General features: G+C 52.6%; 9 protein-coding genes. 7 read left to right on the plus strand and 2 right to left on the minus strand.

Going from position 1 to position 13028, the window contains the following annotated elements; genetic code table 11:
* Nucleotides 1–4: 4 nt before the first annotated feature.
* The 3 genes from MKMG_RS01775 (at nucleotide 5) to MKMG_RS01785 (ending at nucleotide 3474) form a co-directional block, all read left to right on the plus strand.
* Nucleotides 5–454, plus strand: coding sequence for a universal stress protein (locus MKMG_RS01775; RefSeq protein ID WP_165074845.1), 450 nt, complete (start codon nucleotides 5–7; stop codon nucleotides 452–454).
* A gap of 225 nt (nucleotides 455–679) precedes the next feature.
* Nucleotides 680–2689 (plus strand): ABC transporter ATP-binding protein, encoded by a 2010-nt coding sequence (locus MKMG_RS01780; protein ID WP_371415187.1) that lies wholly within the window; start codon nucleotides 680–682, stop codon nucleotides 2687–2689.
* Nucleotides 2689–3474 carry an energy-coupling factor transporter transmembrane protein EcfT gene (locus MKMG_RS01785; RefSeq protein WP_165074847.1) on the plus strand — a complete coding sequence of 262 codons (786 nt, stop codon included), beginning with the start codon at nucleotides 2689–2691 and terminating at the stop codon, nucleotides 3472–3474. The genes MKMG_RS01780 and MKMG_RS01785 overlap by 1 nt, the downstream gene beginning before the upstream one ends.
* Nucleotides 3475–3707: 233 nt before the next feature.
* Here the strand turns inward: MKMG_RS01785 and MKMG_RS01790 are convergent, their stop codons facing one another.
* The gene (locus MKMG_RS01790; RefSeq protein ID WP_165074849.1) at nucleotides 3708–5516 is read right to left on the minus strand and encodes a hypothetical protein; all 1809 of its coding nucleotides are present in this window, start codon (nucleotides 5514–5516) and stop codon (nucleotides 3708–3710) included.
* Nucleotides 5517–5795: 279 nt separating this feature from the next.
* Complete coding sequence (locus MKMG_RS01795) at nucleotides 5796–7727, minus strand: PEGA domain-containing protein (RefSeq protein ID WP_165074851.1); 1932 nt, start codon at nucleotides 7725–7727, stop codon at nucleotides 5796–5798.
* Between the two features lie 234 nt (nucleotides 7728–7961).
* Between MKMG_RS01795 and preA the strand changes: the two genes are divergently transcribed.
* The 4 genes from preA (at nucleotide 7962) to MKMG_RS01815 (ending at nucleotide 12959) form a co-directional block, all read left to right on the plus strand.
* A complete protein-coding gene (gene preA / locus MKMG_RS01800) occupies nucleotides 7962–9182 on the plus strand; it encodes an NAD-dependent dihydropyrimidine dehydrogenase subunit PreA (protein ID WP_165074853.1) in 1221 nt (406 codons plus the stop codon).
* Nucleotides 9183–9349: 167 nt separating this feature from the next.
* Nucleotides 9350–10201 (plus strand): tetratricopeptide repeat protein, encoded by an 852-nt coding sequence (locus tag MKMG_RS01805; RefSeq protein WP_165074855.1) that lies wholly within the window; start codon nucleotides 9350–9352, stop codon nucleotides 10199–10201.
* A 274-nt stretch (nucleotides 10202–10475) separates the two neighbouring features.
* The gene (locus tag MKMG_RS01810; RefSeq protein WP_165074857.1) at nucleotides 10476–12371 is read left to right on the plus strand and encodes a cation-translocating P-type ATPase; all 1896 of its coding nucleotides are present in this window, start codon (nucleotides 10476–10478) and stop codon (nucleotides 12369–12371) included.
* An 18-nt stretch (nucleotides 12372–12389) separates the two neighbouring features.
* Complete coding sequence (locus tag MKMG_RS01815) at nucleotides 12390–12959, plus strand: class I SAM-dependent methyltransferase (protein WP_254059044.1); 570 nt, start codon at nucleotides 12390–12392, stop codon at nucleotides 12957–12959.
* Nucleotides 12960–13028: the final 69 nt, after the last annotated feature.

Raw genomic sequence — 13028 nt, forward strand, 5'->3', positions numbered from 1 at the left:
AACGATGAAGATACTGGTATTACTGGACGGCTCCATGTGGAGCCACAAGGGAGCGCTCTATGCACTCCGGATTGCACGCGAGAAGAAGGCAGAGGTTGTCTTATTCTCGGTGCTGGACAAACGGGATTCAAAGTCAATGGCATTCAACTTCTGCACCCAGTCAAATATGTGCAGCAGAATTGAGAACTATGAATCACAGATCTGGCGGGACATGCGCAAAAACATCAACGATGAGATGGCACAGGTCCTCCTCTTCTTTAACCGGGAAAACATTCAGACCGCATCAAAGATTGTCGAAGGTTCGGCATCAGAAGAGATCATCAAAGAGGTGCAAAGCGACGGATACGGCCTGATTGTAATGGGCGCATACGGAAGAAACCCGAGATCCAGCGGAAACAGCCTCTTCCCCAAACTGATAAACAAACTACCGGTGCCAATCTTCATGGCACGCTGACCTTTTTTTTGTATATCCCGCTCACCCCGGCCATTTCATTTTTTAACAGGTATTTTTAACCGGATCAGGGCATCATGCCTGTCTGATCGTGACACGGCCATTCAAACACATACTTAAACGCCAGTGTACAACAATATACATCAATGATTCTTACTCACTCATACACAGACAACAGCCGGAGAGCATACGGGGGAGATTCCCATAAAATCGCGTGACATCGCCATCGTGGGCATTCTCCTTGCCATCGGCGCCATTCTCCGTTACCTCTTAAATATCATTCCCACGGCAATCGTATCCAATCCCATCATCGCACTCTACTGCCTTGCCATCATCCTTATCCGCCCGAACGTACGGGACACCATAGGAATCGGCATCGTGGCAGGCATCATATCCGCCCTTATCAGCCACTCCATATTCCCGCCGGCAAACCTCATATCAGAACCACTGGGGGCACTGGTCTGTATGGCCCTGTACTCAGCGACCAGAAAACACATACCGGTCGCACCCACCGTAGCCACCTTCGGCGCCACCCTTGCCAGCGGGTTCACCTTTCTTTCCATCAGCATCGTCGTCATTGCGGCAGGCTTCATATCCGCACCCGGTGAAGGCTTCACCGTGGGTTCCTTTATTCTCGTCGTATCACCCGTCATCATCCTCACGGCCATCGCCAATGCCGTCATCGCCCAGCTGCTCTACATTCCTTCCGCAAAGATACTGATGCGGGGGGCACAGGGAGAAGACGTGCAGGTGCACACGGACATGACCAAAGATACGTCGGCAGACCCGGACACCCCGGCATTCCAATTCACCAACTTCTCCTACACCTACCCGCAGGGAAGAGCACCCGCACTCAAAGATATCAGCCTCAGCATCTCCCAGGGGGAGTGCGTCCTTGTGAACGGCACCACCGGAGCGGGCAAGACCACCTTCTGTCTGGCGGCAGCAGGCATCCTCTGCCATGAATACGAAGGAGGGACGAAGGGCACACTCTCGATATGCGGACAGGATGTGCGCAGCTATGAGGACATGGGGGAGATCGGAAAGAAGATCGGTGTCGTCTTTGACGATGCCGATGCACAGCTGATATTCACCACGGTTGAAGAAGAGGTCCTTTCAGGTCTGGAAAACCGTGGCCTGCAGCCGGAGGACGTCAAAACACGTCTGGAAGATATGCTGGCATTCACCAGCCTGACAGAGCTTCGCTACCGTGAACCCCATTCACTCTCGGGCGGCCAGAAACAGCGGGTGGCACTGGCAGCAACCCTTGCATCCGGCACCGCATGCCTGATACTGGACGAGGCAACGGCAGAGCTGGATACCGCTGCAACCGAGAGCATCATTGCCATCCTCACCAGACTCAGGGAGGCGGGCAGAACCATCATCGTGGTGGAGCAGAAACCCCGTGCACTCGCAGCCATCGTCGACCGTGTCATCACCATCGAAGACGGCCGCCTTGCAAGAGACGAGACCGCAGCAGAGTTCTTCGCGACCTATACCGATGAAGCAGAGGTCAGCAACGATCGGGTGGATACCGCCGCAGTTGCAAAACAGGGCGAACCCCGGATTGTGGTGCGGGATCTCGTCCACAACTACGGGGAGAACCGTGCCCTGTCGGGGGTCAGCCTGGATATATATCCAGGTGAACTGGTAGCCATCATCGGTGAGAACGGCTCCGGCAAGACGACGCTCGTCAAACACTTCAACGGTCTGCTGCGCCCGACGTCCGGGACGGTGACCGTCTGCGGTATGAATGCAGCAGATGAGAGCGTCACCCGCCTCGCAGAGCAGGCGGGCCTTGTCTTCCAGAACCCCGACACCATGCTCTTTGAAGACACCGTTGAAAAAGAGATGCAGTTCGGTATGAAGAACATCGGTATAGACCCGACAGATGCACAGGAGCGTATCAAAGAGGTGCTTGTCAGGGTGGGGCTCGGCGGGGGGGAGGCCCGGTTTCCCCGTGCGATGAGCAGGGGGGAACGCCAGCGCCTTGCTATCGCCTGCGTGGTGGCCATGAAACCGGAGATCATCATCCTCGATGAACCAACGACCGGTCTGGACCCGGAGGAGGCCGAACGCATCATGGGCATCATCCGCTCCCTCTCAGAGGCGGGCCATACTGTGATCATGGTCAGCCATGATATGTCCGTTGTCAGACGGCATGCAGAGCGTATCATCCTGATGGATGAAGGGACGATCACATCAGACAGCACACGCATCAGCGGAGGTGCAGCATAATGGCAGAGATTCTCCAGTACAAACGGATTGACGGTGTCTTCCACCGGATGAACGCACTCACCAAGATCTGCTTCCTGCTGGTGGTCATCGTGCTGGCCATCCTCTCGACAGATCCGCTGGTGCTCGCCGGTCTTATTCTGCTGGTCTTCAGCCTTGCACTGGTTGGACGCTTTGGTCGTGAACTGCTCGCACAGGTGCCTATGCTTATATTCCTGAGTGCAGGTCTTATACTTTTGACTGTCCTTACCATGCAGAGCGGTGATGTGATAGGCTACCTGATACCTGCGGCCGTGCCGGTCATCGGCGGGCATATACCCGTCACGACAGGAGCGCTGCACTTTGCCGCTGTTCTCTCACTGCGGTTCTTTGTGATGCTCTTTACATTCCAGCTGATGATCATCTCCACCCAGCCGCGGGATCTCATCACCGCCCTCCGGAGACTGCACCTGCCGGTGGACTACGCGCTGATGCTGTTGATTGCCATCCGGTTCATCCCCAGCCTGCAGCTGGAGGGCAGACGCATCCAGGAAGCCCAGCAGGCCCGGGCATACAATCCCGGTGCAGGTGTCAAGGGCAAGGTGCGTGCACTGACCCCCATCATCATCCCGCTCGTCTCCAATGCCCTTGGCAAGGCCAATGTCCTCGGCCTGACCATCGACCTCCGGGGACTGCGGACGATGTCCCGCACACCCGGCCTCGACCGTCCCTTCGGCAGACCGGATTATCTGCTGGCCGTGCTCATTGTGGCCCTTGTCATTGCAGGTGCTGCGGTGACTCTGGGCTGAATTCTTTTTTTTGGCTCAGCCTTATCCAAACTATTCTGATCTTTGATTGTCCCCTTTTGTCGCAATCTAAAATACAACCGGAGCAAGGGGGGATGCTCGCCCATCCCCCCTGCGACCTATCATATTTCAGGGGGTGGGTTTAGGGAGGGGGACTTTCCCCCTCCCTTTCTCTTAGTCAGGTGGGAGACATTGAACTGCAAAACTATACAAGACAATCGCTTACGTGAGAGATATTATTCAGTGTCAAGTTCACGTTTAAGTCCAATATAATACCCCTGAATCCAGTCCGCATAATTGGTAATTTGAATTCCTGTTTGTTCAAATCGGTGTAAGTAATCCTTAGCAATCTCCAACTCACCGGCATTATACGCATAGCAGGCAATACGAATAAATGCAGAAACCTCTTCAGGATGACCATGAATTCTATTAAATTCATCCATTGAATTTTTCGTACATTCCCACATCTCTTCTATTCGATTTTGTCCAAGAAGCTCATCGCATAAATCAAGTCCCACGACTACTGCTCGGATATAATTTCTATGTTTCAAGAGAGTTCCTTTCATATCACAAAGTAATCTCAGTACAATTTCTCGGTCATAATTAGGCCCATTTTCTTTCTCAAGGACCGCTAAATCCCATAGATAATTACATTTCTCTGAAACACAGTAATCAGGTAATAACTGAAGAATTTCTGCATATTGTCTTTCAATTTCTGATATGATTTGTTGGAGATTTTTTGAATTTGTGAAAAATAAATCCTCAAATAATGTTAGCCGCCCTAACTGTTTTAATTTCTGTAATACGTGATCAAGTTCTTTGTAACAATGATACCTTTCCAGAGGAAGAAGAGTGGAGTATTCAGGATACTGACACTCAATCTGTGTAAGAAATGCAGGTTTTAACAATTCTGCATTCCATCTCATTCGTAGTTGAGAAATATCATATGAAAGTTGTTGTTCTCTTGAAATTCCAGGATACAATCTTTCCCTCGCTTCATCAAGCGCCTCAGCTAACTGTTCCTTATTATTTATTTGACGGCAATAATCTGTGACAAAATTGAAATATTCCAAAATATCTTGGGTATTCTTTTTATCAATCGTTGAGTAATATTCATTCTTCAGTTGTTCTGCCTCATTGAATTTCTTCAAAAGAATCAGCACATGGATAACATTCTGATAATTGATGTGAAGAGAGCGTTTGTCACCAGTTCGCTTTGCACATGAAAGACTTTTTTTGTATCTCAGAAGTGCATCAGTATAATTTCCTTCTAATTTACGAATCTGACCAAGATTATTCAGAGCAATTTGATAGGTTGTTGTTTCTGATTGATCGGAGCATTCTGAGATTCCATGAAGAAGTAATTCGGAGCATTTATTTAAATCCCCTTCAAACTGAGCAGACAATGCTCTTATTACATACCACTGAAGAAGATGTTCTCCTGAAAGATCAGGAAGTTTCTCCACAATAAGATCAGCATAAATATAATTTCCAAGTTGTACGGCATATCCTGCTTTTTGAAGAGCAAGGTCTGTCTTTTCCCCATCATTCAGACTTTTTTCATCAACATTCATTAAAAGTTCAAAACTGCGACGAATATCAGATAATCCTGAGGATGCCTGGGCTGCAAGAGTATAATACCTAAATTTTTCAGAGGAATCTAAAAACATCCATTTGTTCTTTTTTAATAATTTTTCAGCTTCATTTGGTTCATTCGCTTTGAGGCAAGAAACAACATCTGAGCAAACCGATGAGCAAGGCCATAGAATCTTTCCTTTTGAGGAATAGATGAAAACCAGAGCGAGAACAATGAATAAAATAAGGAGAATTATCGCAATGTTGGCATCTAAGATACCCTTCATTATGGAAATCAGATAAAGAAGGAACAGAGTAGCGAATAGAAAATACTTGTAGCAATACTTTTTATTCAACAATATTTTCCATTTTATTAGAATGGCACCCAATATTGAAACGTATATCAGAAGAAATAAAATTACATCGCCACTATCAAAAACTGATTTTATTTCAATAATATCTGGAATCATTCAATTCAATCATTAAAATATTCAATTATCAAATGATAAAGGCTCTTCTTCAGAATATGAGAAAGCAGGATCTGTATATTTATTGCATAGTTCTCATCAATTCGATGAACCTCACCAAATTATAAAATCATTCATCAGAAAAAACAACTGTGGATGACGAAATTTCTGATGGCAATACCCCCCTATGCATACACCTGGTATGTTCCGAATGAATACTCGTGGTCGGCATGGAATCAGTGTCCCGGCTTAACATAACAGGACAGTCAATAAAAAGAGGAATTATTCTCTTCTGCGCCCGATGGCAAGGATTACGCCTGCAATGGCAAAGGCCGCCACTGCGGGAATCCCTGTTACGGGAGACTTAGTGGTCGGGGGAACGGCGACCAGACCAAGAATGACCGTCGTGCTCTGGCCACCGGTCACTGTTACCGTCTGGGAGGCATCGGTATATCCGGTCTGCTTCACGGTCACGACATGGGTGCCTGCGGGGATGTCGGAGAGGGTTACCGGGGTGATGCCCTTGAACGTATTATCGAGGAGCACCTCAGCACCGGACGGGGTTGAGGAGACGACTATCTGCCCGGTCGTGTCCGGCACCGGTGACGGTGCATTCGGCGTAAGCTGGGTGTTCACGGTCACAACAGTCCCGCCTTTCACATATACGGTCTGGGTGTAGTCCTGGTAATCCGTATGCCGGATGAGAATGGTATGAGATCCCTCCCTGACACTCGTGAGATCGAGAGAGCCGCCAGCCGGGGTCTGCCCCATATATTTCCCGTCAAGGTAGACGGATGAACCGCCCGGAGTGGATCCCACTTCAATGGACCCCATGCTCGGATGCTGGGGGGTAAAGGTAACGGTGACGGGCGTCTGCTGTCCTGCATTCACGGTGACAGTCTGGAGGTACTCATCATAGCCTGCCTTGTGCAGCCGGAGGGTGTGCGATCCGGGAACAAGGTTGGTGATGAGATGCGGGGTTTCAGCCATAAATCTCCCGTCCAGATAGATATCCCCCCCTTCGGGTACGGTATTGATATTGAGGGAGCCGGTCTGCTGGGGATTGGGAGTCAGGTATGCATTCACGGTGACGGTCTGGCCCGCGGTCACGTAGGTTGACGTCCCATACGACTGGTAACCACTCATCGTAATATGGACGTTATGGCTGGTTCCCGCACGCACTGATGAGAAGGTTGCAGGAGTACGCTGCCAGGTGCCGCCGTCAATGGTTGCAATGGCACCGGCAGGCTTGGAGATCACCCTGATATTCCCATACGACGGTGTGGGGATCGGTTTCAGGGTCGCATACAGGTTCACGGTCTTGCCGTTCGCAGGCCACGACGTCACCGGGCCGGTGAAGGTCCGGTAGCCGGATTTTCGGACGGTAAACGTCCGGTATGGCGTGCCGGTGGTCACGACCCCGGTATCACAGAATCCCTGTGCAATGCTACATCCCGTGGAGGACGCATCAAAGGTAACCACAGCGCCGTTCACGTTGCAGTTCACCCGTATCCATCCCCTGTCAGAGCCAACAGGCGCCGTCGTCACATGGGTGGTTGGTATGGCTGTTGGCACCATCGTTACATGGGTAGTCGGTATGGCTGTTGGCACCATCGTTACATGGGTGGTTGGTACCACGGTTGGCACCATCGTTACATGGGTAGTCGGTATGGCTGTTGGCACCATCGTTACATGGGTGGTTGGTACCACGGTTGGCACCGTCGTCACATGGGTGGTCGGTATGGCTGTTGGCACCATCGTTACATGGGTGGTTGGTATGGCTGTCGGCACCGCCGTTACCGGTACCGGCTTCAGCGTTGCATCAATGGCACTTTGCTCGCCGGCACGGAGATCCTTTGTGGCAGTGTAGCGCTCATAGCCCGTCATCGTGATCTCTATGGTGTGAGTGCCAGCTCCCAGTTCCCTGCCGCTGATGGGAGTGATCCCTGCCACTTTCCCGTCAATAAAGACCGCCGCCCCGGAAGGCGAGGAGATGATGGTCAGCCAGCCGACCTGCGAGCCCGGTGCCTCTGTGGTCGGCACTGCTGTCACCGGGTGCGTAGTAGCTACGGTTGTGGGTACCGTGGTGGGTTTCACGGTTGCTTCGTGAGTGATCGTCTCGTTGGTCACAACCGGTTCTGCCCCGGCTGCTGATGCGGGAATGACCAGCATGGCAACAACGAGGAGAGAGATAAGTAATGCGGCATATTTCATGGATCTTCTTTTGTTATTTACCGTGTAATAAGGTTTAATGGTGTCTGAAAAGAGGGATGGAGCCGGAGTGCGGACGGCTGCCGCCCGGTTCCCCATATGATTACGAAAAAACAGGCAGAACGCCCACGACTTTAGTCGTGGGAGTATGTCAGCCTCCCCTGCGATTCCTGAATTTTTACCCAGTACGATATATCATAAGGATTCCCGGTGATATTCCGGCAAGGAATAAACCGTATGTCCACAACCGACACCTCCCTTAAAACCACCGTTGGCAGCCTTTCGCTTAACAACCCGTTCCTGCTTGCGTCAGGTCCCCCTACTGCCTCGGGCATACAGATCCGGCATGCGTTTCGGCTCGGCTGGGCGGGTGCGGTCACCAAGACTATTGTCCCAGATACGCTGGAGATAGAGGATGTCTCGCCCCGTTTTGCGGCCTGGAAAGGACAGGATGCCGGGCTCCTCGGCTTTGAGAACATCGAACTGCTCAGCAAACGGAATCTGTCGTACTGGACCGGTGAGATTGCCGCCATGAAAAAGGAATACCCGGACCGGGTCCTGATAGCAAGCATCATGGCCTCGCCCGATCCCGCAGAATGGCAGGATCTTGCCGGCACCGTGCAGGACGCAGGGGCTGATGCGATCGAACTGAACGTGTCCTGTCCCCACGGCATGCCTGAACAGGGGGTTGGTGCTGCAATCGGACAGCATGCCAGTCTTGTCCGGGAGCTGACACATGCGGTGCGTGGCGTCGTCAGGATTCCGCTGATAGTCAAGCTCACGCCCAATGTCACAGATATCGTGCCGGTTGCGCTGGCTGCTGTGGAGGCCGGGGCGGATATCCTTACTGCGATAAACACAGTCCAGTGCCTGATGGGCGTCGATCTCGATACCCTTGAACCCCTTCCATCGGTAGCCGGATGCAGCACGTACGGGGGATACTCAGGGCCTGCGGTGAAACCTATCGGGCTCCGGGTGATCTCGCAGATTGCCCGGGAACTGCCGGTCCCGCTCATGGGGATCGGCGGCATCTCCCGCTGGCAGGACGCTGCCGAGTACATCGCGGTGGGTGCATCAGCAGTCCAGGTCTGCACGGCGGTTATGTGGAACGGGGCCGGCATCATCCGCGAAATGACCAGGGGGCTCTCGGGATATCTTGCAGAGAAGCACCTTCCGGATCCCGGTGCCCTCAGGTGCCGTGCTCTCCCCCGCATTGCATCGCATGCGTCCCTTTCCCGGGATACAGCCCATTGCGCATGTGCAGAATTCCCGGACCGGTGCACGTCCTGCGGCCGCTGCGTCATCGCGTGCCGCGACGGTGGATACCATGCTATCTCGCTCACGGACCGGCACGTAGCAATTGACAAGGGCCGGTGCGACGGATGCGGCCTGTGTTCCTTTGTCTGTCCCGAAGGTGTCATCGTCATGCAGCCCCGCACGCAGATGACAGGGAGATGAGATGGAGCCGCCGTTTGTCCAGGCGGACGAACGCCCCTCACACAATTTCACTGGTGCTGGTGTTTTAGAGGAAGAGAACATAGATGCCGGTCTCTGAGCACATCGATTCGGCATCTCCTGATTAAACAGGATTAAATATCGTTAATTGTAGAGATGTCTGTCATAAAATGAAAATTAAGACCATTTTAGTTATTATTGTTGCAATTGTGGTTGCCTGTATGTTAATTCCGCCCGACGTCTACGAGCAGACCGACGTACGCTCAGGCATAGGGAACGGTCTTTCCGAGATCCTGCTCGGGCTGGAGAAGTATGATCTGGCAATGATGACGAGCGACTGGGTGCTGGAGACAAATACTTCCAATATTGAGGCACGGGAACAGCAGGTGGCGGCACTGACCGGCCTTGAAGAGTATGAAGCAGCCATAGAGATGCAGAAATCTCTCGTGGCAGACAAAGGGACTCAGACAACCAAAACCGACTGGACTAAACTTGCAGAACTGAATGCAAAAGCAGGGAATTTTGGAGATTCCGTGGATGCCTATGAGATGCTTGTTAACACGTACGATCTTTCACCCACTGATGCGCAGTCCGTTGAAACAAGCGATCTGATGCGTTCCTACTCTGAAAAGGGGGCCCTCCTGATTAAACTGCAGAGATATGATGAGGCAATCGCCTGTTATAATTCAGCAGTCGAACTGGAACCGTCAAGTACAGCTGCCTGGATTGGTCTTGGAGATGCATACCTCTTTAAATCCATGTATGATCAGGGCCAGTTAAAGGATATGTACAAAGAACTGGGAAAAAAACCATCTGAACGGGATTCATCCGTTAAAAAGATAGACATGTCAGCGGTTAATTCAAACAGGAAGGCGGTTGAGGCATACCAGAAAGCCGTTGAGATCGATCCTCTCGTCTATCCGTTTGTCGTTACCAAAATAATGGGCAGTTATGAAAAGACGGTGAGCAGTTACCAGGATATACTGGAGAATTTCCAACTGGATCCTTCCGACGGGCATTGATTCCACGATCATCCAACAGATATATGGACAGTTATTTTCATGTTCCCAATTTTCCATCACTCTGTTTTTTCCAATTATTTTTGGGAGGATATCGGATTTCCTCTAATTCTCTTCCAAATCTTCAGATTTTTCCACAGAACCTAAAAATATTCGGGATACTATCAACCATACCGAAAGCCCTAAAATTATCTGCGTATTCAGACAGAGAGCTCCTCAGGCCGCCGTTCTGCATTCTCTTCCTCTCTATACACGATACAGGCGTATGACGCCAACAATGCCAGAACCACAGACTGCCGCCGCCATTTTCAGGAGGGTCGACGCACTGCTAGCCGCCGTCAGCCCAAACCACAACGTGATGCTCCTGCGGGTCATCGCCGCACTTGTCTCTGTCCTCTGTTTTGCAGGGGATCAGATCTTTAAATCTCCGGCCCTTGCCCTTGCAGGAACGGTCACCTATATCATCTGCCTGTTGCTGTACACCGAGGGGCTGTTCAGGACCATCATCCTGATGCACCGTGTCAGCGCCGAACTCCTCATCGTCGCTGTGATGGTTGTCACCTTCCTGGACGGTCAACCCCTGAGCGGGGCGCTGGTCGCCTGGGTAATCGGTCTCGGGCTCTTCATCGCCACCACCATCATCAGAAAGAACCGTGAGCGTATCGAGGGCCTGGTGAAAGAAGGGAAACAGACAGCACGGGTAATCAAAGACGGAAATGTCAGAGAGGTCGGGCTGCATGAAGTCTCCACCGGTGATCTGGTGATCGTCCCAAAGGGGGCGATGATCCCGGTCGACGGTGTGGTCACCGAGGGGCACTCCTCGGTCGACGAGTCCGCAGTCACCGGTGAGCCGTACCCGATCTTCAAGCAGGCCGGGAGCCAGGTCACTTCAGGAACACTCAACCTCTCGGCACCGATTCATGTCAGTGCGACACGGGACGGGGACGACACCTATCTCTCGGTGGTCACCAGGGAGATCGAGGAGAGTCTTGCAGATAAATCGCAGACCCAACAGCATGCCGAGACAATCGTCCAGGTATTTCTCATCGGCGTGACCGGGTATGCGGGCCTTTTGTATCTCCTCACCGGTGACCTCCACCTCCCGGCCGCCGTCCTCTCGGTAGCCTGCCCCTGCGCCTGGGCCCTGGCCACCCCGGCTGCCTTCGCCGCGACGATCGGCCGCCTGAGTCGGGAGCACGTCCTTACCCGGGGTGGAGAACCCCTGGAACGACTGGTCGGGGCGGAGACCCTGGTGACCGACAAGACAGGAACCCTCACCCGGGCTGAGCCTGTGGTGGGGAGCGTCGTCACGCTCAATGGTGCCGATGAGAGGGGAGTGCTAAGATATGCAGCCGCTGTTGAGGCCAGGTTCTGCCATCCGATCGCCGCAGCGATCACGACGCATGCGGAGTCGCAGGAGATCGGTGCGCTGCCTGAAGTGACAGAGAGCGAAGAGCTCCCTGGCCAGGGGGTGCGGGCGGTTATTGACGGGAGTGTGGTCTTCATAGGGAGTGGGGAGACCCTCCGGGCAGCCGGTATCACTCTGCCTGCGGTGCAGTATGAGGGGCGGGCGGTCTGGCTCGCCGTCGAGGATGAACCTCGTGGCGTCTTTGTCATCAGAGATACCCTGCCCGGTACGGTGGACGGATTTGCCGACGCCGTGCGGGCGTGCGGAATAAGCCGGGTAGTGCTGGCCACCGGCGACCAGGAGGAGAGGGAGGCGCAACGGGTCGCCGCCGCGATTGGGGCAGATGAGTATCATGCCGGGTGCAGACCTGAGGATAAGACTGCACTGGTGAAACAGTTCCAGAATAGAGGACGGGTGGTGATGGTCGGCGACGGGACCAATGATGCACCGGCCCTCGCGGCGGCGGATGTCGGAATCGCAATTGGCGGACATCGCAATCCGGGTCTAGTCGTACGTTCGGCGGAGATTGTCGTTCTGGGTGATGACCCTGCTGCAGTACCTGTAATTCTTGCGGCAGGGAAGGCAATGAAACAGGTGATCACACAGAACTATGCCTGGGCGGTGGGCTTCAACACCGTCGGCATCGCCCTTGCGACCGCCGGGGTGCTCAATCCAATCCTTGCCGCCGTCCTCCACCATGTCAGCTCGGTCTTTGTCGTGGCCAATGCCACCAGACTCTACTTCAGGCGGGGGGGCAAATCATAAAAATACGGAGGAGATCAGATGATGACAGAATCCCGGAAAACAGGCAGAAACCGTGAAGCGATGTCAGGCATTGGTTTCAGGCTCATGTCACTCATGTTTCGCATAAGAAACATGGTGAATCCGCCAGGAGAACTTCTGAATGAGATTGGAATTGACGATGGCATGGTTGTTGTTGATTACGGCTGCGGCCCGGGCAGTTACATCAAAGACGCCTCAGCGATGGTCGGTGCAGCCGGCATGGTCTATGCAGTTGATATACACGAACTGGCAATCGCATCCGTCCGGAAACTGATACAAAAAGAAGGGCTCAAAAATGTAGTTCCGGTACAGGCGAACGGATATACGTCCTCCATTGAAGACCATACAGCAGATCTCATCTATGCGCTTGACATGTTCCATGCGATAGGTGATCCCGATGCATTTCTCACGGAACTGCACCGGATTGTAAAACCCGGCGGGATGCTCGTAATAGATGACGGACACCAGCCACGCGAGGCGGCAAAAGAGAAGATTCTGCATTCGGGCCTATGGGAGATAACAGAGGAAAGGGATGCATTTATGAGATGCACTCCTGCTGAAACGGAGTGAGACGATTGGAATTGAGAACCCGGAATGAACAGGCAGGAAAAAGAACGAGAATATCTTTTTTTGGGAGTG

Origin of the sequence: Methanogenium sp. MK-MG (assembly GCF_009914725.1) — an archaeon.
In the GTDB taxonomy this organism is placed as follows: Archaea; Halobacteriota; Methanomicrobia; order Methanomicrobiales; family Methanomicrobiaceae; genus Methanogenium.

Bases quoted from the DNA above. Each gene is read 5' to 3' on its own strand.
- MKMG_RS01810 (WP_165074857.1), top strand. From the start codon at position 10,476: ATGCCAGAACCACAGACTGCCGCCGCCATTTTCAGGAGGGTCGACGCA.
- MKMG_RS01795 (WP_165074851.1), bottom strand. From the start codon at position 7,727: ATGAAATATGCCGCATTACTTATCTCTCTCCTCGTTGTTGCCATGCTG.
- preA (WP_165074853.1), top strand. From the start codon at position 7,962: ATGTCCACAACCGACACCTCCCTTAAAACCACCGTTGGCAGCCTTTCG.
- MKMG_RS01815 (WP_254059044.1), top strand. From the start codon at position 12,390: ATGATGACAGAATCCCGGAAAACAGGCAGAAACCGTGAAGCGATGTCA.
- MKMG_RS01775 (WP_165074845.1), top strand. From the start codon at position 5: ATGAAGATACTGGTATTACTGGACGGCTCCATGTGGAGCCACAAGGGA.
- MKMG_RS01785 (WP_165074847.1), top strand. From the start codon at position 2,689: ATGGCAGAGATTCTCCAGTACAAACGGATTGACGGTGTCTTCCACCGG.
- MKMG_RS01805 (WP_165074855.1), top strand. From the start codon at position 9,350: ATGAAAATTAAGACCATTTTAGTTATTATTGTTGCAATTGTGGTTGCC.
- MKMG_RS01790 (WP_165074849.1), bottom strand. From the start codon at position 5,516: ATGATTCCAGATATTATTGAAATAAAATCAGTTTTTGATAGTGGCGAT.